The organism is Haliscomenobacter sp. (genome assembly GCF_965225875.1).
In the GTDB taxonomy this organism is placed as follows: Bacteria; Bacteroidota; Bacteroidia; order Chitinophagales; family Saprospiraceae; genus Haliscomenobacter.
In genome coordinates, this window is sequence record NZ_CBDDBS010000003.1 from 1,389,617 (window position 1) to 1,414,887 (window position 25,271).

Genomic DNA, 25,271 nt, shown 5'->3' on the forward strand with positions numbered 1-25,271 from the left:
ATTGGCTGTCGTGAAATTTGAAAAAAAGTCCTGCTATTTAAACTCAAACTTTTCTACTCCTCCCAGGAAATTCCCCTTCGCATCCGGGTTTCGGAATACAATGAAAATATCCTGTTTTCCGGCGGGAGCAGCGGCGGTCAATTTTAAGGGCACATCTTTTTTGTCTCCTTTGGGGAAACTGGTTTCGGCCAGTAATGCACCTTCTGGAGAACCTGTGCGCAATTCAATCTTTCCACCAACGCCAAAACCCTTGGTGTACACCGTGACTTCGGAAACACCCGTCAGGTCAATGCCATTGTAACGCAGGTAAGCATTATCGTTGGCCACTTGCATCGGGCTGTTGCCCCGTGCACGCATCATTTCTCGGTTGGCATCCGCTTCGGTTGCATAAAGGATTGGTGAACGTAAGGCAATCGTCTGGCTGGCGATCAAAGCGCCCACCATTGGAATCCCTTTGTCGGTATAACTGGCACTCAGAATGTACATCCCTGGCTGCTTTTTCTCGTGCTCGCTCAGGTTGACGGAAGCTGCAAGTGGGCGGTTTTCCGGTTTTTTGTCCTTGGACAAAGACAGGATGTATTCAGCCATCGATTCTGCCTCCGACTTGGACAATTGTGGGTGGGCATTCATGGCTTGTTCGCCCCAAACACCTTTACCACCTTTGAGGATTTTATTGGCCAAAATTCCGGCAACTGGTTCCCAGCTGTCCTTGTATTTCTTGGAAATATCCATGAAAGATGGACCAACTGATTTTTCGCTCATCTGGTGGCAAGACTTACAGTCGGAGAGTTCGATCAAGCGTTTGCCCGCGACAAAACCTGAGTTGGTTTGATGCCCTTGAGCCACACCGGTACGGTCGAAACCTTCGATGTAGTTCAAACTTACCGCCACATCTTCGCTGTTAATTCCTTTGCCTACTTCACCGTCTTCCTTGTCACTTACCTTAATGGCGTATTCCAGTGGTTTTCCTGGGAAGAAGAAGGTTTGATTGCCTTTTACGGTCAAGTCCAGTTTTGGCATTTCATTGCCTACCCGAATCCCAACTTTTGAGCTGGAAGTTTTACCTTGGGCGTCCGAAACGGTTACTTCGGCCTCATAATATCCTGGCTTTTTGTACTTCGCAACCGCATTGGGGCTGCTACTGCCTTTGCCATTGCCAAAATCCCAGGCGTAGGTCAAAGCTTGACCTTCGGGGTCTTTGGAAGCAGAAGCACTCAAGTTTACACTAAGTGGCTTTTTACCGGCGGTTGTACTTGCTTCCAATTTTGCAGTTGGTGGCAAATTGCCCGGATTGTACTCGATTTTGAACAAGGTGGCGTCTTCATTGGCTGAAAACCACTTTTTGCCATACTCCAACATGTATAAGGTACCATCGGTATGGAAAGCCATGTCCATTGGGTTGGATAAGGGGACATTGGGCGCAAAACGCTCCATGTCAGCGTATTTGCCATTTTCATCCAGGGTAAACACCATGATCCAATCGCGCATCCACTCGTAGGCAAAAAACTTGCCATTGTAGTAGTTGGGGAAACGATTGGGAGCGTTTTTGAAATCGTCGGCATAATACACAGGGCCAGCCATAGGGTTGCGACCTCCTTTGCCCATCAACGGAAATTCATTGGATGCCGCGTAGGGATACCATACCAGGGGCGGCTGTGCAGCAGGCAATTCAATCAAACCCGTGTTGTGTGCACTTTCATTCACTGGTGCCTTAGGGTCGTAGGCGGTACCCGCAGTTTTGGTGTCAAAATCCCAGCGGCGATAGGGTTTATTATTGGCTACAAAAAGTGGCCAACCGAAATAACCCGCTTTCTGGGCCTGATTAAATTCACAGTGACCACGGGGCCCACGCTCGGCACTGTCTTCACCTGCATCAGGGCCTACATCGCCCCAATACACAAAGCCAGTATGTTTGTCTACCGAAATGCGATAAGGGTTGCGGCAGCCCATTACAAAAATTTCCGGACGGGTTTTGGGCGTACTTGGTAGGTACATGTTGCCCTCAGGAATGGTGTAAGTTCCGTCGGGTTGAACTTTGATTCGCAGAATTTTACCCCGCAAATCGTTGGTATTTGAGGAAGTATATCTGGCATCAAAACCGGCACGACCAGGACGGCCATCCATTGGGCCATAGCCATCTGACTCAAAAGGATTGGTATCATCACCCGTGCTCAAAAAGAGATTGCCTTTGCCATCAAAATCGATGGAACCGCCGGTGTGGCAGCAGCCGTCTTTTTTAACTTGAACCCGCAAGACGACTTTTTCAGTAGCAAAAACCAGGGTATCCTTGGCATCATCATAAGTGAATTGCGAAAGGCGGTTTTCCCTTGAGTTGTCATTGGGTGTGTAATACAAAAACAGGCGTTTGTTCTGAGCGTAGTTCGGGTCAGCACCCAAACCCATCAAGCCGTATTCGTGGGTGGAAAAGACGGGCACATTGGCCACTACTTTTACATTACCGGTTTGGGGATTCCACATTTTCAGTTTACCCTTGCGCTCGGTGAACAACACCTTACCGTTGGGCAAAACGGCCAACTCAGTTGGCTCATCGAGGTTGTTGACCAGTACCGTTTTGGTGAAGCGAGCTGGATCAGGCACCTGTTCACTTTTGGCTTTGCTGTAATCCAGTTTTTCGGACATGGCCCAGGTCAAACCACCGATGAAGTGTTTGGCAATTTTTGGGTCGGAAAAAGATTCCCAGGTGTGGCCATAATTGGAATAAAAAGACTTGCCTCCATCGAATTCATGGTACCAGGCCATAGGGTGAAAATCGCCCATTTTGCCATCCTTGTATGATTTTTCATCCACTTTGATCAGTGGCTTAATCAAATCAGTACGCAGTGATTTGAAGTCGTAGAACTCGTCCGTGTGGTCGAATGTGGCATCAAGGTGTTGCGTGGAGGGGTGATTCCGATCCATTACGGTCATGGTCCCTTTTTGTACGTTGGGATTGCCAGGGTGACTGGCGAAATACCCACCCATGAGCTTGTTGTACCAAGGCCAGCCGTATTCGGTATCGGAAGCGGCGTGGATGCCCACATAAGCCCCTCCTGCCTGAATGTAGCGCTCAAAGTTGACTTGTTGCGACGGGCTCAGTACATCGCCGGTGGTGTTTAGCCACACTACCGCGTTGTAACGTTTGAGGTTTTCCTCGGTAAATTTGTTGCTGTCTTCCGTAGTGTCCACTGCTACTCCAGCAGTTTTGCCCCAATCCTGAAAGAATTGAATGCCACGCTGAATGGAGTTGTGACGCCATCCCATGGTTTTGGAAAAAACCAAAATTCGCTTTTGGGAAAAAGCGCTCAATGAAAAAAGACAGAGAAACAGCAGGATGATGTGATCTTTGCGCATTTTATACATTATTTAACAATCATTTTTAACAATAAATCTGCTACCAACTGATTGCCTGCATCGTTCAGGTGCACCCGGTCGGTGGTCAAAATACCCGACTCCTGGTTTTTTGGATTGTTTTTCAGGTTGTAGGCCAAAAACTCCTTGCGCAGGTCAGCCAAAGGGCAATCGAATTTGGCAGCTATGTCCCGAATCATGCTGGAATAGCGATTGAGGTCACCATCCTGTTGGTTGCTGTGATCGGTGCGCTCACCAATCACGGCCGGGGTACAACAAATGACCTTGATGCCATTGGATTGGAACTTTTTAATCAAGGCGACGTAGAATTTTTCGAACTTGTCCGGATCAGTCCCCGTCTGATGGCTGGTTTTGTGCCAAACATCGTTGACCCCCACATAAATCACCACAACATTGGGTTTGTGGGCCAGCACATCCTCTTCCAGGCGAAGGTACAAGTCATAAACTTTGTTGCCACCAATTCCCGCTCCAATGAGTTGGTATTTGTCCTTGATGCCCTGTTTGATCAGTGCATCTTTCATTTTGGTAATGTACCCTCCGGGTTGCACGCCCGCCTGGGTGATCGAATCCCCAAAAAACACAACTTTCACTACTTCGTCTTTGGTCATGGCCAAAGAGAGCAAACTCAAGGCCAGGGTAAACAATAAGGTGCTAGATTTGAACATCATTAGAAGTTTATGTTGAGGGGTTGAGAAGTTGAGGAGTTGAGGCTGCCGCAGGGACTTGAACAAGGGTATTGTCAAAGTCCCTGCGACAGCCTCAACTCCTCAACTTCTCAACTCTCAACTCCTCAGTTTAAAAATTGTCACTCTCTTCATACGCCTTAATCAAGGCCATTTCGCCGTCTTTACCAGGTTTGGCATTGCCATGTTCCATCCCCATTACCCCTTTAAACCCTTTATCATTGATGAATTTAAAGACGTTTTTGTAGTTGATTTCTCCGGTGGTAGGTTCTTTACGGCCTGGGTTGTCACCAATTTGGAAATAGGCGATTTCATCCCAGGCACGTTCGATGTTCGGGATGAGGTTGCCTTCGGAAATTTGCTGGTGATAGATGTCGAAAAGGACTTTACATGAAGGACTATCCACAGCCTTACAAATCTCGTAACCCTGTGCTGCTTTGGAGAGGAACAGACCAGGGTGATCCCGGAAGTTAAGCGGTTCCAGAACCATGACAATACCATGTGGTTCCAGAATGTCACAAGCTTGTTTCAGGGACTCCACCACATTGGCGGTTTGATAGCCCATATCCTGGCGCAAATCCACATAACCGGGCACCACCGTGGCCCATTTGGCATTTACCCGTTTGGCAACTTCCACCGATTCTTTGATGTGCTTGAGGAATTCATCCCGTTTGTCTTGTTTGCCGCTGGTCAAACTGGGTTCCGTCCAGTAGATTTTATGCGCTACAAAAACGCCCATTTGCATGCCCAACTTGGCCATGGTGTCGGCAATTTTGCTTTGCAATTCTGGGGTACGGTCCTTCATGCCATTGTCTTCCAGGGCTGTGAACCCTTGGTCGGCCATGAATTTCAATTGATCAATGGGATCGTCTCCTGCGCTATTTTTGAACATCCCAAAATGTGGCGCATATTTCATTTTGAATTGACGCTTCGACGAAGCTGGGCTATTTGGAGTTGCGGCATTTAAAGTGGCACCGGAGGCGATGGCCGCAGAGGCAGCAAAAGCTGATTGGACGAATTTCCTTCTAAGCATTTGTACTTTTGTTTGTTCGGTACAAAATAAGGAAAAGACTTTGAGGGATAAAATGTTATTTGCAGATATTCCGAGTGCAAATGCTTAATCTTTTGATTCATATACTTCTAGCTTGTATCTAGAAAATTTTTTCATCAAAATTTTTCGCTCTTCCTCATTGGAAACATTGATTGCCGTAGCCAGCGCATCGGTCAGCGTTGCCTTGGGGCCGGTTAATCGACTGAACTGCCGGTGCTGAATCCCGAGTCCAGTGTGGGGATCGATGATGTGGGAATAGCGCTGGCCTTCCCAATCCAAAAAGCGGTAAGTGTCGCCGGAGGTTGACACCGCTTGATGCTCTAAAGACAGTTCTACATCTACCGTTTCCCCTTTTCCATTTAAGCCCTTACTGGCGATGATCCAGGCGGTTTTACCAGGTGGTACCGCCCCTACCCTGATGTCACCTCCTGCCGCCACCAGGGCGCTGCTTATCCCAGCCTTGCGCAGGATTTTAAAACATTCATCTACGGCAAATCCTTTGGCAATGCCCCCTGCGTCCAGGCGCATACCCGTTTCAGCCAGGCGAATTTTTTTGCTTAAAGGATAGCGTTGAATGAAGTGGTAGTTGACTTTTGCCCTGGCTGCTTCAATTTCTGACCTGGCGGGGAATTGACTTTGTCGAAAAGCTCGCCGCCACAGTTTGCTCAGTGGGCCAATGCTGAGGTCAAAGCTGCCATTGCTTTTCCGGGCAATTTTTTGAGAAAAGGTGATCAGACGCCACATCTCGGGACTTACTTTTACTTTTTGCCCAGTTCCTGCCGAAGCCGAGAGCCGATTGATTTCGCTTTCTTCTACATAATCACTAAATAGGGCATTGAGGGTATCGATGTGATTAAATAGCTCTTGAGCTACTGTCTTGCCCTGCACGGTATCTTTCGCGTACAAAATGACCTGAAACAAAGTCCCCATTTGAGGATGAAAAAATTCCTGCCTTTGCCCATGAGCCAAGACAGGAATCAAGAATAAAAACCAACAAAAAAATCGCATTCGAATAAATTTAGTAGTGGGGCAAAAATAAATGTTCATTTTTTTTAGGCCAAAGGATTAGCTAAGACACTTTAAATGGAGCGTTTACTTAGCCAATCTTTTGGCAAAATGAACATTTATTTTTTTTGCCCCTTATATTTTCACCATACGGAGGGTCTGCACCTCACGTCCGACCTGGATGCGGCAAAAATAAATACCAGCAGGCCATTGTTCACCTTGAAAATCTAATTGGTGATCACCTGCGCCCAGTTGTTGATTCATCAGCACTTTCAACTCGCTGCCAATATTGTCAAACACGCTGATGCGGGTCCAGGCAGAGCCATTCAGGCGGAAGCTGATGCGAGACATCTCCCGGAATGGGTTTGGATAAGCCTTAACGGAAGTAGCTTCAAAGCTTAGATCCTCGGTATCCGTTGCCACAGCACAGTTTTTGACAATGGGCAAACGAGTGTAGTTAGCAAACAGATAATCTTTGATTTCCGCTTCGCTGACGCCGAACCAATCCTGCAAAATAGAGCCATAGACATCGCGGAAGTCAATTTGCATCGGCACCCCGGTTTGATCGGGCACAGTGGCCGGAATTTCCGGGTTTTTACCCACGATCTGTTTGCCTACACAAGAGCCAAATACAAAGAGTGGAGCAGCAGTACCGTGGTCGGTACCCATACTGAAGTTGGACTTGATTTGGCGGCCAAACTCAGAAAAGGTCAAACCCAGCACCCTTTCTTCTATTTTCATCAGGCGTAAGTCTTCCTGGAAGGCCTTGATGGCTTCGGATAAAATCAGCAGCAACTCACGTTGGGTTCCCCGCGTGGTATCGCTTGCATCTACCTGATTGGCGTGAGTATCAAATCCGCCAAGGTTAGCCACAAAAACCCTGGTTTTGATCCCGCCAGAAAGCAAAAGGGCTACGTTTTTGAGTTGGGAAGCCAGATTGGAGGTTGGGTAAGTGGCCAGGTTTTTGCCTTTTTTGGATGCGGCACCAATGACATCTGCATACTGATTGGTCTGCGAAATCGAGGTGCGCAAAAAGGACAACTCCTGACCATAGGGTGTTTCGGGAAACAGCGTTTCTTTGCCTTCGGTCAATTTGCCAAAGTTAAAGGGATCGGTCAGGGTTAAACTAAAATTGCCCACTGTACCTTGACAAGTTTCAGATACTGTGCTCCCAAGAGTAATGGCAAAGGGGTCCGGGAATTCCCCATTGGGATAACCCTCCGGATAAGTTGGGTGATCATCCTGGAGGTAGCGGCCAACCCAGCCGGTGTTCACGTATTCATTGGCACTTGAAGCTGATTGCCAGATGTCGGTAGAGCGAAAGTGGGAGCGGTTTTGATTAGGATAACCTACGCTATGCACCACACTCAATTTCCCGTCCTGAAACAATTGCTGAAAGCCAGTCATCGCTGGATGCAAGCCCGTTTCAGTGGAGATTTTTATTGCTTTGGTATCGGGAATCAAGATGTTGGTGCGCAATTTTGACAGATTGCTGTATTGGTCCAGCGGCAACACAACATTTAGTCCATCATAACCTCCACTCAAACGAACGATAACCAAAACTTTATCCGAATAGGGATCAACACTGCTAAAAAGAGGGCTCATGGGTGCAGCGGAAATTTTCATCCCGTTTAACACCATCGGAACTGTTGCAGCTACCCCTGCCGTTTTGATGAAATTTCTTCTTTTCATGGTTTTGAAGGTTTGTTCTAGCTAAGGAAAAATTCAGGCAAACTCAAAATGGCTTTCACCAAATTCCGCAACTTGGTTTCCGCACTTGAGCGCGCGGTGTTGTTGCCAGGATTTTTGGTGTAGTTCGTCCAAATGGTATTCCATTCGTAGTCCGGTGTTCCTGCCAGAAAAGCATTCATCAAATCGGTCATTTGTGGATCGGTCAAAGACTGCGGCAGCAGTACACTGACCATGTCTTCTACCAGTAAGTATGGGTCGTTGGGATTGGGCATGGTGTTGGCAAAATTCAACACATTCAAGCCAGTCCGCACGCCAACGGTGTAATTGTTGGTGGCCATGCGGTCGGTGAGTCGCATTCGGGCTTGTAGCGTAGTGGCGTTGATCCAAATGCGGTAAAAAGCCGGCTCCTGGTAATAAGGCTTCCAACCCGCCACATCTGGTGGATCAAAGTAGACCATTTGTTGATTGTTCACCTCCCTGATTAAAGCAGCCAAAGCCTTGTGCCGGGTAGCTAAATCCGAAGCCTCCAAAGCATTCCAACCTATCTGTTTGAGCAAATTAAGGCTGAACACAATGGGGTTTTTAATCATCGGCCCCATATTCAAGACATCAAAAAAGTGCTCACTTTTCAGCAATGCCATTAATGCTGGCTTGATTTCATAGTTGTTTTGCACCAGAATATCCGCCATCGGCTCAATCACATTTTGCTCCACATCGGTACTGATTTCGTAATAAACGAACCAACGATACAGTTTTCTGCAAATGAAGCGCGCCACCTCTTTTTTGGTAAAAATGATGTCCACCACAGTTTCGTGTTCTTTGTCAAACCCATTGTTGATCACGGTTTCGTCAAAGCGGTGCGACAGTTTTTTGGTCTTGGCATCGTGGGAAGAAATGCGGAAGAAGGAGCCTACTTTGGTGGTGGCATCCGTCACGTTGTAGCCCTGATCGCGCCAACCCGTGAGCGCGCGGGCGAACTCGCGGATGTCTTGCTCGGTATAATTGGTATAATCACCTGGGCCAACCAATGGCCCTTTGCCAATGGTAAATAACTCCAGCACTTCCCGGGCGTAGTTTTCGTTGGGCGCGTTTACCGTATTTTGATTGCTGTTCAAAAAGCGCAACATCAGGGGATCGATGTTGATTTTTTTGATCAATTCCTTAAAATTGCCCCAGGCATAGGTGCGCAAGAGGGTGATGTGACGATACCAAAATTTGGGATCCTGGTTGTCGCCAATCCCAAAATGGTTGTGCCAAAACAAAGTCAGTTGCTCTCGAATTGAAGTGCCCTCGTTCAGGATGGTTTCGTAAGTCCAGGTGCGTAGCGAAGTGTTGCGGTAACCCTGGTGCAAAAGTCCACCATTTGAAGTGTCCCTTACGTAAGGTGCATCAATCCAGGTAGAGCCTACAGGCACATTGGGATCGGTAGTATAATCGTAATTCAGCGGAGGGTTCGGAAGCGGATTGTCCTTGAACAATTCATTCAAAGTCGCATTCAGGCCCTTGCTCACTGCATCTTTAATTTGGGCGTATTTTGGCCCAAATGTAGTGCGGCGCAAGAGGTGAGCGGCTTGTTCAAACCCAAAAGTACCGGCATAAGGAGCAAGTCCAAACACGGGTGGTTTTGGCGTTTCAATGGGGGAAATTGCTTTCGCAGCATGGGAACGGCCCAATAGAGTAGAAAGCGTAGCTCTTCTATCCATAGGTTAAGAGTTTGGTTGTGAGGTGGAAAATGACCGTGCTGGATTAGACGACACAAGTTAATAAAAGTTTAATGGGCTTGAAAAAAGATTGCTGCCGGGTTAATGATGATAAATTTAAGCCTTACTTTTGCAGCATCACCAAAGCACCAAATGATTTATGATCAAAGCCTGTATTTTTAACCTGGAAGGGGTCATCGTAGATACGCAACGTATCTTTTATGAGGCTTTGGACGATTTGGCACTGCGATGGGGCATAGATTCCATAGAACATCCGGCTGAAAATGAAGTCACCTACGGTGAGGCCCGGAAAATAGCCCTGGAGGCGTTAATCCAGCGCAGTGGCAAAATAATTGATGCGGCTCAACGTTCCGACATCATGGAAGCCATTGACGCGGAGATTGCTGCACACATTGCTGGCATTACTCCCGATGACATTGAAGACGACGTTTTTGTTTTCATCAAAGAACTCAAAAACAAGGGCCTCAGTTTAGGCATCGTTTCCACCTATCCCAACACAACCAAAGTACTCAACCGATTAAAGATTACCCACCTTTTTTATTCTGTCATTGAAATAGAAGGTACCGGGTTTTCTTCAATTTCGTCCGAGGTGTACCTAAGGGCAGCCAAAGAATTAGGCATGTCTCCCGAAGAAACCATCGTGTTTGAACACACCAAAGATGGGGCAGCGGCAGCAGGAGAAGCCAATTTTTTTGTAGTGGGGGTAGGTAAGGCCAATGATTTACAAGATGAATCAGATTTGGTGATTCCTGACTTTGACAGTGTACGGTTCCGCAAAATCATCACTGCATTGGGCACAGAGTAAATAACTTTTTTCTACGACAAAAAATAATCCTTCATGATCAAAAGTGTACTGCTGATAGGATTTACCGCACTGATGGCGGTAACCGGCTGCAAACCAGACAAAACCGGTTCCAGTTCCGAAGATGTGAGTGCTGTAACTGGTTTGGAAAAAAAGGGAATCGCCGCTGCGCCAGTAGCACCCCCTAATCATCCAGTGATCCAAAGACTCCAAATGAATTATTGGGTTTTTGAGCATTACCTGGTGCCAACTGGCCAGGAGAGTTACATCCGCCAACGGACCAATAAAGGGGTTTGGTTCCAGTTCCATTCCGATGGTACTTACATCTCTGGACAATGGGGCAAAACCCTGGACGAAGGGACTTACTTCGTACACGAAGAAAAAAACCCTTATATGGGGCGGATCATGCAAAACGTGTATCTGGATTCAGCTATCGACGACAATCGGGATGTCGAGTGGCAAATTCAGGGGATGTCGGAAGATGGCGGTTACATGTCCTGGGTAAAAATGGTCAAAAACTCGGCGAATCCTGAACCGGGAATGGCTAAAGCGATTTCGATGATGACTTTGCCGACGCCGGCTTCGTTGCGGGTGGATTCGTTGGGGAATCCTTTGTATTAAGGTGGATGGATCGGGTAACACCAGAATATACCTATACCAAAGCGACACGATTTAAGCACAGAGGACACAAAGGCAGCACAAAGGACACCAAGTTAGACGTTGACGACGCTTCGCTTTGTGTTCTTTGTGCTGCCTTTGTGTCCTTTGTGCTTAATAAATGTCGTTTTGGTATTATTTCAAAAAATCTCCATCCACAATCAACAATTTCACTCCCTCCTCTGTGACCGAGCGATGAGAACTCAAGTCATCCGACACAATGTAACTCATCCCTTTGCTCAGCACAAATTGCTCTCCATCTTCCATTTCGCTGACAAATTCACCTTCCAGGCAATGTACCAGGTGTCCTTTTTGGCACCAGTGATCGGCGATGTAGCCTGGGGAATATTCCACGATGCGGATGCGTAGGCCGAGCAGTTGGAGGGTTTGCCAATGGGCGATGCCGGATTCGCCGGGGTGCTCGGTTTTGGGGATTAGGGACCAGTCAATGGATTGAAAAGGGATGGGTGGCATGGGTATTTGTTTAAAATTTGCATTCATTTCTATTACTCATCATTTGTCTTCACCCTACCAACTCCTCTACCCGATCCACAAAAAAACAATACTCATGTCGGCTCATCCCGATCTTCGGATAATACCCAATGGCTTTTGGCGCTGACAAAAGAATCAATTTCGCCTGTGGGCTCGCCAGTTTGGTTTGCCGAATCAACTCTGTTCCAATACCCTGGTGTTGGTACGCCACATCCACCGCCAAATCGGACAAATAGGTGCAAAAAGCAAAATCACTCAAGGAACGGGAAACCCCAATCAACTTGCCCTCATCCCGGGCCGTTACAATCAAGTTGGCGTGTTCCAGCATTTTTTGCAGGCGCTCGGGTTCGTCGATGGGGCGGCGTTCGCCGAGGGTGGAAGCGATTAGGACAGCGCGAAATTCGGCGACTGAGAGGTCATTTTCAATTTGATAACTAAGCATATGGTTATGGATTGGGTTAGCGTGTGATTTGGTTTTGGTGCCAGCCAAGGCCTCGGCAAACGAAGCATGACGATGTGGAGTCAACCCACCCCTTGCCATCACAGTTTATACATGCCAGCGCTCCGTCTGGGGCGGGCGGAAGCAGTTCTGCAAGCGCCGGATAGGTATTAGCTCCGTGAAACAATGCCGCATAACAGGCTAGGGAGTCTTGCTCCAATTCTATTGGATGGCCAAATGCCTCATGGTCCATACAATACACCTGGCCATCCAACTTCAAAGTCCAAAGGTAAATGTTTGTGGCGTGCAACGGTAACATTTGATGTTCCTTGCACACTTTGTAAAGCCATTGAGAAAGCGCTGAACTTGGCAATTCCTGAATCCATTTCAGGATTTGTTCGGCCAGTTTTGCTGAAGGTTGCTGCATGGTGTAGGTTGATAATTCAGTCCTTATTTTTTCAATTGCCCGAGCCAAGTTTCAATAGCCTCCTTTTCCCCAGATCGCATCGGTAATAGGTAAGTGCTTCCAACTAGCACGTCGGTAAGGAGTTCAACGATCATTCCAGAGCCTTTGAGCCTTGAATTTTCATGGATGGTTTTATGGGCCACACCTACTTTCAGCAAGGTTTCAATTTCAGTGAACTGCGTTTCGGATATATTTTTTTCAAAAGGTTCACCTCCGCTGTAAGTACCTGTTGAACTCATGGCTGGAGTGACGGGGTAATAAACGATTTTTTTGGGGCCAATGCTCCAAACATTGTTAGCTCCATCGTGATAGCGATAAACTAAATTGTGAGGGAGATTGGCAAATTTAGCGCTATCCAATAGGTTACAAAATAGCTGGTGGTATTGAGTCGTATCAGTGGTTGGATTCAATGGCAACAATGCTTGGGCATTCACGGCAAAAGCTTCTACATTTTTTTTGTAAAAGACAATGCTTTTTTCGCCATCCGCTTCTTCACGAACCGTGTATTCAAAACCTTTTCCGAGTAATACTCTTCGGTTCTTGCTCAATCTTTTTGCGGTTTTTAATTTCCATTGGGCATAGCGTAAAGTAAGGCTATAGTTTTCTGCGGAAAGGCATTGCGGCATAGGTGTCCGGTTGAGTACGAAATTGGCAAAAATGTTTTGCTCCAGATCGCCCTCAGTATTGAACACTGGGCAATACCAAATCAAAGTACAAAAAAACAAAAGCAATTTATTTTTCATTGTCGGAGCAGTATTAGGATAAAATTAGGGGCATTTTTTATCATTTGCTAAAAAAAGAAAGCAGGGTTGGAATTACTATGAAGAGAAGTAAATTACTTTTTGCTATTTTTGAAAACTGAAAGCCTTTATACCCATGCCTAAAAACGTTTTATACCCTACCCTACTAACTTTTTTGTTCCTTCTGGGCGTATCCTGTCTTTGGGCAGCGGACGAAAAGCCCAAAAAAGAACCTCAAAAAGTCTACACCGGCATTTACCTGATGAATGTGTACGACCTCGACATCAATGGGTATTCCTACTATGCCGATTTTTACCTATGGTTTCGCTGGAAAGGCAAGCTAGACCCTACCAAAATTGAATTTGTCAATTCGATTGAAAAATGGGGCTCCACCCAGGTTGTTTTCCACGACTCTACCAAAGTTCTGCCTGATGGTTCTTTTTACAATGGCATGCGGTTTGAAGGCAGGTTTTACCATTCCTTTGAGTTGAAAGACTTCCCGATGGATCGACACCCTTTAGATATTCGCATTGAGAGTGTGGAATACCCTAAGGATTCTTTGGTTTATGTGCCGGATACCAGTAAAACCCTTTTGCGCGAGGGCTTTAACATTCCTGGCTGGAAAATCAAAAGTGCAGAAATTGATACCCACGACAACGCTTACAAAACCAACTTTGGAGAACCCACCGGCCCACCCACTTTTTCCAATTTTACCTTTAAATTGACTATTGGCAGGCCCTTGAGTTATTTTTTACTCAAACTCTTGTTGCCACTGCTGGTCATGCTGATGGCCAGTCTGTTGGGTTTGTTCATCCACCCTGATTACATCGACGCGCGCATTTCGCTGCCAATTGGTGGTTTGCTGAGTTGTGTCTTTTTGCAACAATCTTACAGTACTGCCCTACCTGATGTTGGGTACATGGTACTGATGGACCGGATTTATTTGGTGGCCTACGTGTTGATTGCCATCATCATGATGCGCATCATTCGAGGGTCAAACCTCTTGACCGATAAAGAGCAGCGTGAAAACATCCAGAAAATCTGGGCTTCCGACCGCCGCAGAGGTTACCAGCTCATGTTTTTTATTGCTTTGGCCATTTTGATCCTGGTAGTGATCAGGTAGGTTTGGATTTTTGTTCTACAAAGTGGTGATTTTAACAAGCACATAAATGCATTAGGTCGCGGATTGGTCATTCAGGAAATATTTATTTTTTTCCCTTGCATCATTCCTCCAGCATACTTACATTTGTGGTATCCACACAGGTGGCGAACATTTTATTTTGACTCTAACAATTGAACAAAATTAGGGGGAGATTCGGTGTAACTAGGGCGGGCCTCAACTGCTTGACTTGTCGCAGTTCTCTTCGGGGACAAGAGGATTACCGAACCACGCTGACTACCTTATTCGTGTGCTATCGAGGGTCTCAAAATAACCCTTTAGTTGCTTGTGTGGTGTTTTTTTTCTTGTGAAAGGGGTGCGTAGTGATCTACACACCCCTTTCGCATTTATTATGGTTCCATTTTTGATCCAATCAACTTGTTGCCTTTCCCTTCAGCGCAATTTTATTTTCACCTGCCCACTGCATCAAATCCTGTTGCGCGATGGCTGCCGCCATTAAATCCGGAAACTGGTCGGGCGTACAGCCAAAAACAGGTACACCCAAAGCAGCCAGGAACTGTGCGTTTCCCCGATCATAGCTGGGTGATCCATCGTCATTGAGTGCCAACAAAACCACCAATTGAATGCCCGCAGCCACAATTTCGGCCATGCGTTGGCGCATTTGATTTTGGTCGCCGCCTTCATACAAGTCGGTGATCAGTACCAAAATGGTATCCGTTGGCCGGGCAATGATGCCCTGGCAATAACCCAAAGCGAGGTTAATATCCGTTCCACCTCCCAATTGCACCCCAAAAAGCAAATCAACCGGGTCTTTCAGGTCTTCGGTTAAATCCGCTACTCGGGTATCAAACACCACCATTTGGGTTTTTACATTGGGCAAAGAGGCCATCACCGAACCAAAAATCCCGCTGTACACCACCGAAGTGCCCATTGACCCGCTCTGATCCAAACAAAGCACAACATCCTTCAGTGCCCGGCGTGTTTTTTTGCCATATCCAATCAATACCTCGGGAATGATCGTGCGGTACTCAGCCTGGTAATGTTTTAGGTTTTTTTGAATGGTGCTGTGCCAGTCTATTTCATTGTGTTTGGGGCGGCGATTGCGCACACTGCGGTTGATGGCTCCGGTGATAGCTGCGATGGTCTTTTGTTCCAAGCGTTTCAATAATTCGTCCACCACTTTGCGTACTACGATGCGGGCAGTGTCCTTGGTGCGTTCGGGAATCAGTTTGCCCAACTCCAATAAGGTGGCTACCAGATGTACATCAGGACTGGCTTGTTCCAATATTTCCGGTTCCAGCATCAATTTTTCTTTCAATGCAGGTTTGTTCAAGGCATCGTGCTGCATTACTTCGGCCACTTCTTGCGGAAAATACTGACGGATATCCCCCAACCAACGTGCTACATTGGGCGCACCAGAATCAGAACCACCAGGGCCTTTGGCGCCGGGAGCGTATTTGAATTTGCCACCCCGGCCATCAAAATCGTATAAGGCAGAAAGTGCTTCGTCCATTAGAGCTTCCTGGTCACTCAATTGAGCCTGGGTGCCATCGGCGGCCTCTCCACCCAGCACCAGGCGCCAGCGCGTTAAAATGTTAGACATGGCTTTCGGGTTGTTTTAGTCCAAAAATCAAGGCCAAGGTTGGCAACACACTGGCACCTTGTTCTTCATTAAAGCTCTGGTAATCATTTTGTTCAGCAGGCTTATTCCCTGTATTCTGTGTACCCTGTCGCGCCTTTTCCCCAATCTGTTTGCGCTCTGCAGTAGGGAATTGCGCAAAAGTGCGCCGTAAAATGGGCAACATGTGGTTGAATACATCGTCCTCCAATTCAGCCATCCAGCGGTACAAGAGGTTCCACAAGTGTGGGTCAAACAACAAAATGGTGCCACTGCCACTCAAAAAACCTTCCAACCAGGCAGCACTTTCCATTGCCTGATTGCCATTGGAAAGCGCCAAACCAAATTGAGTGGTGGTTTCTTCCTGCGAGACTACTTGAGCATCGAACAACAAGCGGCTGGTACAACCGCGGATGATGGCCGGAGTGCCTTCTTTGATGGCCAAGGTTTGCAGAACCTGTTGCCACTGCCCTACCAAATCTGGATTTTCAATAAGGCGCACCGCATCGTGTACACTGCGGATGAGCTTGAACATGCTTTGTGCACTTTGTTCATCCATACCGTAACAGGCAGTGGGAAGCCCCACGCACACCCGAATCAACATACTTTCCACGACCTTGGCAATGGCTTGCAAATCGGTACCCCGCACATTGCCATAACGGCTGACATGGCTCAATGGTCCAATTGCAGCCATCAGTTGCTGAATATCGGCCACTACTGCCGACAATTCATTAATTTTCAGCAATAAATGATCGATCGCTACGAATAACTCGGCGGGAATGGCATGCCGGATGTACTCCGCCAAATCGGTAATTGCAGTGGATTGATCGGCTTTGGAGATCAGATACTTACTCGCCGCTTCTTCGATGGTGTTGCCCCAAATGCCTTTATCGACAATTTGAATGACAATCTCAGGTCGCCATTTTAGCTCCCAACCTTCCTTAAAAGTACCCCGGCTGCGCACGCCCGTCTGTTGGGCCCATTGCACTTCCAGCACTTGAAGCTGAAAGAAAAAGATGGAACGTTTGAGGTCCAGGTCTTTGCGTAAATCCAGTTCCAGCAATTTTTTTCCCTCAGGTTGAGGCAATCGCAACTTTTCAATATTGTGCTCAAAATCAGCATGCAGAGGCAACTTGGGCAAGTCCTTGGGTACTTTACCAATGTCTTTGCCCACGATGAGTTCTCGTTTCAACAACTCCATCTGAATGGCCTCCCCCATACACATCACCGCAATGGTAGCTTCGTTGAACTCCAGCAAGCCCGCACGAGGACGATCGCGTAAGGCTGCCAGGGACTCAGCCAGGCGGGTACTTTCAATCACATGGGCCGTCGACACATCCACCTTTTTGCTGCGAAACAAGCGGGCCACTCCCGACAACCACTGAACGCCCGTCGTATCTTTAGGATGTTCCCAAAGGTGGCTGTACCAACCCGGTGAGGCTATCCCGGCACCGTAGCCACTCCACCAGGTCAGGCGCTCGTTGGTCCAGGGAACCCAGGAGGCATCAACCTTGATTTTGGATTTGGGCAATTTTTGGAGTATTCCCTGGTGCTGGCTTGCACTTGCTTCCAGGTTCAGCAAAGCAGGCCCATGCCAGGCCCCACATACCACTACGATGTTTTGGTACATTTCCTGTTGCGCCTGCCGGATGCATTGAGCCATGTACGCTTCGCGGTATTCATTTTCCAGCTCCAAATGGGAGGGTAATCCAGCATCGCGTAGCGTTTGCATGGTCAGCATAACTGCTTCAAAATGCGCATCCGCTTCTTTTGGTAGGTAACGATTTTCAAAATGATCTTCCCACCATAAATCGGAATCCTCATAACCCGCTGCCTCAGCAAAATGGGTTAAAGGTGATTTGAGTACACTTGCTTCTGTGGTAGGCTGAAAGGTTCCGTCACGTTCCATTTGCCAATGAATGGCCAAAGGCAAATCCATCATGCGAAAAGGGATTTTTTTCGCATTGGCGTATTGGATGGCCACCCACTCGGGAGAATAGACCGCGAATGGATAAAATGCAGCCTGTTCAGTGCGCTCCTGGTCATAACACAACACTGCAACTGGCGGTTTGAGGGCTTTGTCCCCAATCCAGCGCGCCATTGCCTCCATTTCGGGAGGGCCTTCCACCAGAATCAAATCCGGTTTGAGTTTTTTCAAAACCTCGGCGACATAATGTGCTGAACCTGCTCCGTGATGCCGAACTCCCAATATTTGTACCGACATGTTGAATCGTTTTGGGCTTACTTATTGTTCTTTGCAGGCACGGTAGATGTCACGCCAATCTTCCCGGGTTTTGATGACCGTTTCCAGGTATTCGTTCCACACCACTTGATCTTGCACTGGGTCTTTCACCACGGCTCCAATCAGACTAGAAGCCAAATCATCGGCATTCAATCGGCCATCCCCAAAATGAGCGGCCAGGGCCAATCCATTACCCACCACCGAAATCGCTTCGGCAGTGCTCAAGCTACCCGATGGGGATTTGATTTTGGTTTTCCCGTCGGCAGTTATGCCTGAGCGCAATTCTCGGAAGATTTGCACCAATCGCTGGATTTCCTGTAAAGCGGGTGCTTCGGCAGGCAATTTGTAGGCTTTTTTCAAGCTATCTACCCGGCGGTGCACAATGTCTACTTCCTCTTTGAGGCTTGCCGGAACGGGTAAAATGACCGTATTGAAGCGCCTTTTTAGTGCACTGGAGAGTTCATTAACACCTTTGTCTCGGTTATTGGCCGTGGCGATGAGATTGAATCCCTCCGTGGCTTGGACTTCGGAGCTTAGCTCAGGAATGGGTAAAGTTTTTTCGGATAAAATGGTGATCAAAGTATCCTGCACATCGGCGCCAATCCGCGTCAATTCTTCGATCCGCGCAATTTTGCCGAGGCGCATGGCTTTGATCATGGGCGATTCAACCAAAGCCTGTTCCGAAGGCCCTTCCGCCAGCAAGCGGGCATAGTTCCAGCCATAACGAATGGCATCCTCTCCCGTGCCGGCCGTGCCCTGAATCATCAGGGTAGAATCTCCGGCAATGGCTGCGGCCAGGTGTTCTGCTACCCAGGATTTGGCCGTTCCGGGCAAACCATAGAGCAGGAGGGCTCGGTCGGTGGTCAGCGTAGCTACCGCGATTTCCATCAGGCGATTGTTACCGATGTATTTGGGCGTGATTTCATAGCCGTTTTTGAGCTTGGTTCCAGTCAGGTATTGCACCACCGACCTTGGCGACAGCAGCCAGTTGGGCGGGCGATGGCCAGAGTCCTGTTTGCGCAGTTCCTCCAGTTCCTCTGCAAATTGTTCTTCAGCGTGTTGGCGTAAAACCGTTTTCATAGTTGTGGGAAATTAGTTGGTGGTGTTAAAAGCTTGCAGGATTGATTGTTTGATCAGTAAATGATTGTACAAAGGTTTGACGTAATTGTATACGATGGTAGCCTCGGGGCTGTACCCTGTGGTGGCGTTGATTGTATTGGCCATTTCAGGCAAAATCCCCAGGTGCAAATGCGACCAGGCTTCTTTGAGCAAGTATTTCTGAAAGCCTTGTTGATCTTTGGTCGGATCAAGCATTTCAGTATAAAGCAATTGGCTGGTTTTTAAGGACCACTCGCCTACTGGTGCAGGGATAGATTGGTAAAAATAACCCAGTTGCCGGGAGTCCAAGGAACGAATGAATTTTTCCAGTTCCTCCTGAGGTAAGAGTGCTAAAGCCGATCGCAAACGCGCAAAAGGGCTGGTTTCATGGTGCAACAAGTCTCTTTTGCGCAATTCAATCAGTACCTCTTCAGATGTGGCCGCAAGCAGCGGTAAAGTGGTGAATACCTTCAAACCCTCACGCTGGACGGCTTTTCCCAGGGCATGTGCCAGGGGGACATAGTATGTGGGTGGAAAAAGTGAAAAAATTTGTCGCCAATCTTCCCCTAGCACCTCCTCCCAACAGGTGGGGTGCAAATGAGTCAGTATTTGGCCAAACCATTTTTTAATTTGTACGGATGGGCTCCCCCCCTTTTCTGTGCTTAAACCCAAAGTTTGGGCCGATTTTTCATTGAAAAAATCGTCAAAAGTATTGGGCAATTCCAGGGTGGCTTTTTCTTTTAGTCCAAAAAAACCCTTGCTGCGTTTGATCAAGTTTTGCAGTGAAGGGCTGATTTTTTGATACAATTGCGAACGAGGTTGTGACAACAGATAAGCTGCCGTGATGGCCAGTTGTTGTTCCAAGCTCTCTTTACCCTTGGTGCCCGTATCCAACAAGTTTTGGTACAAGTCTTCTGCAAAATCAAGGGCGTCATCGCTGCGTAAATGAATCAAGCCATTTAGCCAGGACAAACGTTCTTTAACATTGGCCGTAGCCCAGGCCTCTGTGATGTATGCTAAAGCTTGATTCGGCTCATTTTTCCACAGGTGCTGGATCAATTCATTTCGCTCGGCGCTACTGCCTTCTTGCCAAATTTTTTCAGGGCTGGTTTCCAGCAAGGTCCACTTTTTACGTTGCACCGAAAGCCACAAGCCCCGTTTACCCAGCACTTCGGTAAAAAAAAGCAAATGCGCAAAAGTGGATTGAAAATTCAATAAGTCTGGCAAAAAATCGGGAGTCACGATTCGTTTGCTCATAGCGCAATGCTGTAACCACAGCCCAATCAAGGCCTTGTTTCGGTATACATCTTCATCCAACAATTTCCTCAATATGGCACTCTGCCGGTTGTTGACGTAGGGGAGTTCTTCTTCGGGAGCGGGGCTTAGGCGTGGAAAAGGAGGACTGGCAGCCTGGGTTCCGGCCCGGCGATAGGCCAGGAGCAGAGCCGCAGCTTGTAAAAAATCGCCTTCCCGGTCAGCTACCTCTAGAGTTGGAATGTAGCTTTGTAATGAATCAGGCAAAAGATCGGGCGAAATCACCGCCTTTTCCGTACCCAACATTCCCAACTTAACCATTTCGTTCCAATCGTTCATCAATTTGATCTTTAGTTGGATCAGCAAATGAATTTATATCGACTTATACCCTTCTTTCACCAATACCCCTAAGGGCACGACCGCATCCCGTTTGCGCAGCACTGCGGTTGGGCAAGGGTGCCCACCAGTAATGGCCAAAAGCAACCAGCGCTGTTGTTCCGAAAATTCCGGATGCAGCGGCATCAAAGCCTGGTTGGTATCAGCAAGGTACCAGCGCTCTTCCACATGGATCAGTTGGAGCGATTGCATGAAATACAAACTCGACTCGACCCAGGGATATTGACTGAGGTCTTTGGCCAAAGCTGTCTGGGCCGCAGACCAATCCGTAATTTCCTGGCAGGTTCGGGGCAATTGGTTGTGCGTTTTTGTTTCCGTTTTGACGATGGCTCTAAAAGGGCGTTGTGAAGGGAAAAAAGCCAGGGTGACCTCCAGCACCATACCCGGTGCAAAAAGGTACTTCGGGGCGGTTCCAGGGGCAATAAAATCCAGTAGCAAGGCAGCTTTCCCCGTCTGGCATCCCCACAAATAAAGCCGAACTACCGTAATGTTGTTTTCGACACTGCTCTGTTTGCCCACTACCAGCCATTGATCTTCTACACTCAGCACCTGCTCATCGGCCAAGATTTCTTCTTGTTTTGGAGCCCAACCTAGCAAACTGCGTACATCTTCCTGAAGCAGTTCGGGCAGTTCGTCGATGCGTTTAAATGCTTGTAATACTTGCCAAAGCTGCACCATTTGTTCCAGGGCTTCGCTGTGCCAGGCATTGCCAGTACTGTAGTTGATTTTGGTGAATTGACGCAACATTTGAGCCAATCCATTGGCTTGTTGGTCGACCATGCGAGCGGCGGCTTGCTCAAAAAAGCCATTTCCACGATTGGGGAGATTCAGCAAGCCCGAACGCAGCACATCCCGCAGCAACAATTCCAACTCGGCAGCACCAGCTTTGACCAACTCCAAGCGAACTGCTTCCCGTTTGGCTTTGCTTTTGACGTCTTTTATAGCAGGGTGTAAACGCTCAGCTTTGGCCTTTTCGACTTTTTCTTCACGGGTGTTCATCCACTTTTCTACCCAATCAGGCTCAGCATTGCTTTGTTGGAAAAGGTCGGGACGGCGGGCAAAGATGAACAAGAGCCCCAGTGCATGTTTGCAAGGAAATTTACGGCTGGGACAAGTGCAACTATAACCCAATGAGCCCTGGTCTACCTGGGTACGATATGGCTGAGAGCCCGAGCCTTGTGCTAAACCCCAAATAACGCGGTGATTGTAATGCAGGGCCGGCCATTTTTTTTCATTGGCTAAGTCGCGACCTGCCTTTAAAGAGGAGGCATCAGGGGCCAACTGGGCAATTTGTTCTTCGGTAAAAGTAGCCATTGTTTTACTCCACAGGATTTAGGTTAAGGGTATCATGGTTTGAACAAATTTAAAACAAATAATTTAATAACAAAATGATTTTATGCCATTTTTACAAAAAAAACAAAACCCCATTTACAACTTAAACTGCAAATGGGGCTTTTATATTTTGGGCAAGGCAATTAAGCTCTTTGGTTCCGATGCAATAAATCGTACAACATGCCATTAAACCCATCCTGCCCCAGCAGGTTTTCTAGCGTCAGATGCATGCGGTAGCGCCAATAATAAGGCATGATGGCAGGTACATTGATCCGTTCTTCCGCAGGATTTTCCCGGCGCAGTTCTAAATCCATCGCCAGCAAATCTTGCAGCGGGAATACCGTCCACATGCTCGGCCAGCGCAAGTGTTTTTCCACTACAGCTTTGGCAATAAAAGGCTCACAGGTGTAAGGCTCCTGGCCCATGAATTGCAATTCGTTGTGAAAAAAGCGGCTGATCAACGCGGGATCTTCTTCTTCCCACCAGGCCCGGATTGGGGCCATATCGTGGGTGGAAGGACTCGCAACCGAGAGGTAAGGAATATCGGCTTCCTGCAAAAACTCAGTGGCGGGGTTTTTAGACATGCGCTGGATTTCGAGGGTCAAAATCCCCATTTCTCGCATCACGCCCGGCACACAGGCGGGCACCATGCCCAAGTCTTCACCACAAATCAACATGTCCGTAGCTGCCTTGAGCGCAGGCAATTTTTGCATGGCCTGAGCCCGCCAGAAATCCTCCTGACGGCGGTAGAAATAGTCGATGTACAAGTCTTGCAACTTGTTCTGTTGGCTATAATCCAGTTGCTGGAAGGAGTAGGTTTTGTTCAGATCAATCCGTGGGTGAAACTCCCGGCCATTGCTACCCGGAATTTCCAACAACAACACATTGCTGATCAACTTGAATAAACCCGTTTGCAAGTGGATTTTATCCTGATTTTCGGGTGCTTTAAAAAAGGCTTCAATTTTGCGCTGGGTGTCAAACTCAGGTTTAAAGGCAAAATAATTAAAGCGGATTTCGTCCAGGAATTGGGTGCGTACGTACGCTGCTTCCTCTCCAAAACGCTCGTCAAGCAATTGTTTGGTGATGTAAGGTTTGCAGTAACGCTCATGGTCAAAATAGATGCCGCGAGCGTCCAACTCTTCCCGCACGATAGGTAATGCGGGGTTAAAAAAGCCTAGAGTACCTTCCACTTGATCGAGCGGAATCTGCCAGATGCGGAAAAAGCCCAGGATATGGTCGATGCGGTAAGCGTCGAAATAACGGGACAATTGTGACATGCGTTGCCGCCACCAGAGGTAGCCATCTTTGGCCATTTCGGCCCAATTGTAGGTGGGGAAACCCCAGTTTTGGCCATTGTCGGAAAATGGATCGGGTGGTGCGCCTGCCTGCCCATCCATGTTGTACAATTCCGGCGCCACCCAGGCATCCACGCTGTGGCGGTAAATGCCGATGGGCAAGTCGCCTTTGAGGATCAAACCCTTGGAACGGGCGTAATCGGATGCTTCGCGCAATTGTTTGTCCAGGTGGAATTGCAGGTAATAGTGGAAAGCAACATCGGCATAATCCGGTGCATCCGGCGAGGCCAACTCAGCCAGGACGGCTGGAGAATATTGGGCGTATGGGCCCCAATTTTCGGCAAATTCTACTGATTTGAATTTATCCCGCAGGTAGCAAAATACGGCATAGGGTTCCAGCCAATGTTTGCTTTCGGCAAAAAAGGCCTGGAACTCGGCGCTGGCCAGAAAAGCCTTTTGGGTTTTGTTAAAAGCTTCCCGGGCTAGACCCAGTTTGGACTTGTTGACTGCCTCGTAATCCACCGCGGGGTGGACATTCAGCTTTTTGCGCTCAGTCGCTACTTTTTTGGCGTTGATGCCTTCCAAAACATCCAAGTGCAAAAACTGGGGATGCAAACCAAACACGGTAATGGCCGCATATGGATAGGAATCTGTCCAGGTATGGGTAGCCGAAGTATCGTTGACGGGCAGGATTTGCACCATGCGCAAACCCGCTTTTTGTGCCCAGTCGATCATTTTTTTCAGGTCGTTGAACTCCCCTACCCCGAGGCTGTCTTCAGTGCGCAGGGAGAAAACGGGGACTGCCACTCCAGCGCCCTTCCAGTTACCTCCGGTCTGGGCGTAGTACTCGTCACAAACGATGAGTGAATTCACCAGTGCATCCAGTGGTGCACCATCCAATTTGCGGTTGGGGCCAGCCTCCAGCTCTACGATCCGTTTGAGTTTGGGGTCGTAAAAGCCGTATTTGTATTCAAACCCCTGGCGGTAACTGATGCTGATTTCCCCCGTCCAGGTAGGAAAATCGGCATTGCCCAACAACACAGGGTGACCATAATCCCAGGAACCTAACTCAGGCAAACTGCCCAACAAAGCCAATTGCAGCCCCGCCGGAACCTGTACCGCCCGCATTTGGAAACGGATACTCAAGCGCAGCTCGTCCGGCGCAACGGAGATACTTTTATAGGTAGCTTGTGGTTTAAAAATTACTTTTTCAAACGCAGCGGTGTAAAAAGCATTTTCGGGATGGTCGATGGCCCGCCAGCTGTCTTTCAAAAACAGGTGCTCGCCCGCAGCACGGGAAATGCGCAATTTGCGGCGGTTGCCCCATTCGGCACTAAATGCAGAGAGGGTGCTATCATCCTTGATCAGGTATTTGTACTCCAGGTTGCTCGGAGCTTTTTTAAAGGGGATGGAAATCCGCCAGTAGCCGCCACCGATGTATTGCATCACCTGGGCCTGTTGTTCGTTGCCGCTGCCCAGTTCGGGTACATTGCCTACAATGGCAAGTTGTTGCCCCCATTTGGTCAGATAGTGGATTTGAAAAGTAATCGTCATGTTTCATACATTGAAGTGGGGCGAAAGATAATAAAAGTTGGGGAGTTTGGGGAATATGTTGATGGAGAGAGAATACTTTCAATTTCCTTGTTGTATAAATTCAAGCAACTAAATCTATCATTTTACAACTCAATTAAACACGAATCATCGCGGATTTTTCAGAAATCATAAAGCAGCATTTTTTTAGCACAAAGAACCCAAAGGCAGCACAAAGGACACAAAGTTAGACGTTGACAAGGCTTTAC

The 25,271-nt window shown here is 47.8% G+C and carries 19 protein-coding genes; 3 read left to right on the top strand and 16 right to left on the bottom strand.

What is annotated here, in order from left to right:
- Nucleotides 1-33 precede the first annotated feature (33 nt).
- The 6 genes from ACO08K_RS25875 to ACO08K_RS25900 form a co-directional block, all read right to left on the bottom strand.
- Nucleotides 34-3,351: a ThuA domain-containing protein gene (locus ACO08K_RS25875; RefSeq protein ID WP_421799386.1), complete on the bottom strand. Its 3,318-nt coding sequence runs from the start codon at nucleotides 3,349-3,351 to the stop codon at nucleotides 34-36.
- 8 nt (nucleotides 3,352-3,359) lie between these two features.
- Entirely contained in the window at nucleotides 3,360-4,034 is a 675-nt protein-coding gene (locus ACO08K_RS25880; RefSeq protein ID WP_421800582.1) for an SGNH/GDSL hydrolase family protein, read from the bottom strand.
- A gap of 130 nt (nucleotides 4,035-4,164) precedes the next feature.
- On the bottom strand, nucleotides 4,165-5,085 hold the full coding sequence (locus ACO08K_RS25885) for a hydroxypyruvate isomerase family protein (protein ID WP_421799387.1): 921 nt from the start codon (nucleotides 5,083-5,085) through the stop codon (nucleotides 4,165-4,167).
- Nucleotides 5,086-5,169: 84 nt separating this feature from the next.
- Nucleotides 5,170-6,111 carry an FAD:protein FMN transferase gene (locus ACO08K_RS25890; RefSeq protein WP_421799388.1) on the bottom strand — a complete coding sequence of 314 codons (942 nt, stop codon included), beginning with the start codon at nucleotides 6,109-6,111 and terminating at the stop codon, nucleotides 5,170-5,172.
- Nucleotides 6,112-6,243: 132 nt separating this feature from the next.
- Complete coding sequence (locus ACO08K_RS25895) at nucleotides 6,244-7,800, bottom strand: DUF1501 domain-containing protein (protein WP_421799389.1); 1,557 nt, start codon at nucleotides 7,798-7,800, stop codon at nucleotides 6,244-6,246.
- A 17-nt stretch (nucleotides 7,801-7,817) separates the two neighbouring features.
- Nucleotides 7,818-9,503 carry a DUF1800 domain-containing protein gene (locus ACO08K_RS25900; protein ID WP_421799390.1) on the bottom strand — a complete coding sequence of 562 codons (1,686 nt, stop codon included), beginning with the start codon at nucleotides 9,501-9,503 and terminating at the stop codon, nucleotides 7,818-7,820.
- A 157-nt stretch (nucleotides 9,504-9,660) separates the two neighbouring features.
- Here ACO08K_RS25900 and ACO08K_RS25905 point away from each other — a divergent pair, with 157 nt between their 5' ends.
- On the top strand, nucleotides 9,661-10,326 hold the full coding sequence (locus ACO08K_RS25905; RefSeq protein WP_421799391.1) for an HAD family hydrolase: 666 nt from the start codon (nucleotides 9,661-9,663) through the stop codon (nucleotides 10,324-10,326).
- A 33-nt stretch (nucleotides 10,327-10,359) separates the two neighbouring features.
- A complete protein-coding gene (locus tag ACO08K_RS25910) occupies nucleotides 10,360-10,944 on the top strand; it encodes a hypothetical protein (protein ID WP_421799392.1) in 585 nt (194 codons plus the stop codon).
- 171 nt (nucleotides 10,945-11,115) lie between these two features.
- On the opposite strand, the gene ACO08K_RS25915 is transcribed toward ACO08K_RS25910, so the two are convergent.
- From ACO08K_RS25915 to ACO08K_RS25930, 4 genes are read right to left on the bottom strand one after another with little or no spacing between them, the layout of a single operon-like run.
- Nucleotides 11,116-11,454 carry a DHCW motif cupin fold protein gene (locus ACO08K_RS25915; RefSeq protein WP_421799393.1) on the bottom strand — a complete coding sequence of 113 codons (339 nt, stop codon included), beginning with the start codon at nucleotides 11,452-11,454 and terminating at the stop codon, nucleotides 11,116-11,118.
- A 49-nt stretch (nucleotides 11,455-11,503) separates the two neighbouring features.
- The gene (locus tag ACO08K_RS25920) at nucleotides 11,504-11,914 is read right to left on the bottom strand and encodes a GNAT family N-acetyltransferase (protein ID WP_421799394.1); all 411 of its coding nucleotides are present in this window, start codon (nucleotides 11,912-11,914) and stop codon (nucleotides 11,504-11,506) included.
- A 16-nt stretch (nucleotides 11,915-11,930) separates the two neighbouring features.
- Nucleotides 11,931-12,338, bottom strand: coding sequence for a hypothetical protein (locus ACO08K_RS25925; protein WP_421799395.1), 408 nt, complete (start codon nucleotides 12,336-12,338; stop codon nucleotides 11,931-11,933).
- A 23-nt stretch (nucleotides 12,339-12,361) separates the two neighbouring features.
- Nucleotides 12,362-13,120 (bottom strand): hypothetical protein, encoded by a 759-nt coding sequence (locus ACO08K_RS25930; protein ID WP_421799396.1) that lies wholly within the window; start codon nucleotides 13,118-13,120, stop codon nucleotides 12,362-12,364.
- Nucleotides 13,121-13,253: 133 nt separating this feature from the next.
- Between ACO08K_RS25930 and ACO08K_RS25935 the strand changes: the two genes are divergently transcribed.
- The gene (locus ACO08K_RS25935; RefSeq protein WP_421799397.1) at nucleotides 13,254-14,240 is read left to right on the top strand and encodes a hypothetical protein; all 987 of its coding nucleotides are present in this window, start codon (nucleotides 13,254-13,256) and stop codon (nucleotides 14,238-14,240) included.
- Between the two features lie 409 nt (nucleotides 14,241-14,649).
- Here the strand turns inward: ACO08K_RS25935 and ACO08K_RS25940 are convergent, their stop codons facing one another.
- From ACO08K_RS25940 to ACO08K_RS25965, 6 genes are all read right to left on the bottom strand, one after another.
- Nucleotides 14,650-15,840, bottom strand: coding sequence for a VWA domain-containing protein (locus ACO08K_RS25940; protein WP_421799398.1), 1,191 nt, complete (start codon nucleotides 15,838-15,840; stop codon nucleotides 14,650-14,652).
- Entirely contained in the window at nucleotides 15,833-18,079 is a 2,247-nt protein-coding gene (locus ACO08K_RS25945) for a DUF5682 family protein (protein ID WP_421799399.1), read from the bottom strand. The genes ACO08K_RS25940 and ACO08K_RS25945 overlap by 8 nt, the downstream gene beginning before the upstream one ends.
- A 21-nt stretch (nucleotides 18,080-18,100) precedes the next feature.
- Complete coding sequence (locus tag ACO08K_RS25950) at nucleotides 18,101-19,177, bottom strand: ATP-binding protein (RefSeq protein ID WP_421799400.1); 1,077 nt, start codon at nucleotides 19,175-19,177, stop codon at nucleotides 18,101-18,103.
- 12 nt (nucleotides 19,178-19,189) lie between these two features.
- Nucleotides 19,190-20,788 (bottom strand): DUF5691 domain-containing protein, encoded by a 1,599-nt coding sequence (locus ACO08K_RS25955; protein ID WP_421799401.1) that lies wholly within the window; start codon nucleotides 20,786-20,788, stop codon nucleotides 19,190-19,192.
- 33 nt (nucleotides 20,789-20,821) lie between these two features.
- On the bottom strand, nucleotides 20,822-22,159 hold the full coding sequence (locus tag ACO08K_RS25960; protein ID WP_421799402.1) for an SWIM zinc finger family protein: 1,338 nt from the start codon (nucleotides 22,157-22,159) through the stop codon (nucleotides 20,822-20,824).
- 161 nt (nucleotides 22,160-22,320) lie between these two features.
- On the bottom strand, nucleotides 22,321-25,026 hold the full coding sequence (locus ACO08K_RS25965; protein ID WP_421799403.1) for a 4-alpha-glucanotransferase: 2,706 nt from the start codon (nucleotides 25,024-25,026) through the stop codon (nucleotides 22,321-22,323).
- Nucleotides 25,027-25,271: the final 245 nt, after the last annotated feature.

Bases quoted from the DNA above. Each gene is read 5' to 3' on its own strand.
- ACO08K_RS25875 (WP_421799386.1), bottom strand. From the start codon at position 3,351: ATGCGCAAAGATCACATCATCCTGCTGTTTCTCTGTCTTTTTTCATTG.
- ACO08K_RS25880 (WP_421800582.1), bottom strand. From the start codon at position 4,034: ATGTTCAAATCTAGCACCTTATTGTTTACCCTGGCCTTGAGTTTGCTC.
- ACO08K_RS25885 (WP_421799387.1), bottom strand. From the start codon at position 5,085: ATGCTTAGAAGGAAATTCGTCCAATCAGCTTTTGCTGCCTCTGCGGCC.
- ACO08K_RS25890 (WP_421799388.1), bottom strand. From the start codon at position 6,111: ATGCGATTTTTTTGTTGGTTTTTATTCTTGATTCCTGTCTTGGCTCAT.
- ACO08K_RS25895 (WP_421799389.1), bottom strand. From the start codon at position 7,800: ATGAAAAGAAGAAATTTCATCAAAACGGCAGGGGTAGCTGCAACAGTT.
- ACO08K_RS25900 (WP_421799390.1), bottom strand. From the start codon at position 9,503: ATGGATAGAAGAGCTACGCTTTCTACTCTATTGGGCCGTTCCCATGCT.
- ACO08K_RS25905 (WP_421799391.1), top strand. From the start codon at position 9,661: ATGATCAAAGCCTGTATTTTTAACCTGGAAGGGGTCATCGTAGATACG.
- ACO08K_RS25910 (WP_421799392.1), top strand. From the start codon at position 10,360: ATGATCAAAAGTGTACTGCTGATAGGATTTACCGCACTGATGGCGGTA.
- ACO08K_RS25915 (WP_421799393.1), bottom strand. From the start codon at position 11,454: ATGCCACCCATCCCTTTTCAATCCATTGACTGGTCCCTAATCCCCAAA.
- ACO08K_RS25920 (WP_421799394.1), bottom strand. From the start codon at position 11,914: ATGCTTAGTTATCAAATTGAAAATGACCTCTCAGTCGCCGAATTTCGC.
- ACO08K_RS25925 (WP_421799395.1), bottom strand. From the start codon at position 12,338: ATGCAGCAACCTTCAGCAAAACTGGCCGAACAAATCCTGAAATGGATT.
- ACO08K_RS25930 (WP_421799396.1), bottom strand. From the start codon at position 13,120: ATGAAAAATAAATTGCTTTTGTTTTTTTGTACTTTGATTTGGTATTGC.
- ACO08K_RS25935 (WP_421799397.1), top strand. From the start codon at position 13,254: ATGCCTAAAAACGTTTTATACCCTACCCTACTAACTTTTTTGTTCCTT.
- ACO08K_RS25940 (WP_421799398.1), bottom strand. From the start codon at position 15,840: ATGTCTAACATTTTAACGCGCTGGCGCCTGGTGCTGGGTGGAGAGGCC.
- ACO08K_RS25945 (WP_421799399.1), bottom strand. From the start codon at position 18,079: ATGTCGGTACAAATATTGGGAGTTCGGCATCACGGAGCAGGTTCAGCA.
- ACO08K_RS25950 (WP_421799400.1), bottom strand. From the start codon at position 19,177: ATGAAAACGGTTTTACGCCAACACGCTGAAGAACAATTTGCAGAGGAA.
- ACO08K_RS25955 (WP_421799401.1), bottom strand. From the start codon at position 20,788: ATGAACGATTGGAACGAAATGGTTAAGTTGGGAATGTTGGGTACGGAA.
- ACO08K_RS25960 (WP_421799402.1), bottom strand. From the start codon at position 22,159: ATGGCTACTTTTACCGAAGAACAAATTGCCCAGTTGGCCCCTGATGCC.
- ACO08K_RS25965 (WP_421799403.1), bottom strand. From the start codon at position 25,026: ATGACGATTACTTTTCAAATCCACTATCTGACCAAATGGGGGCAACAA.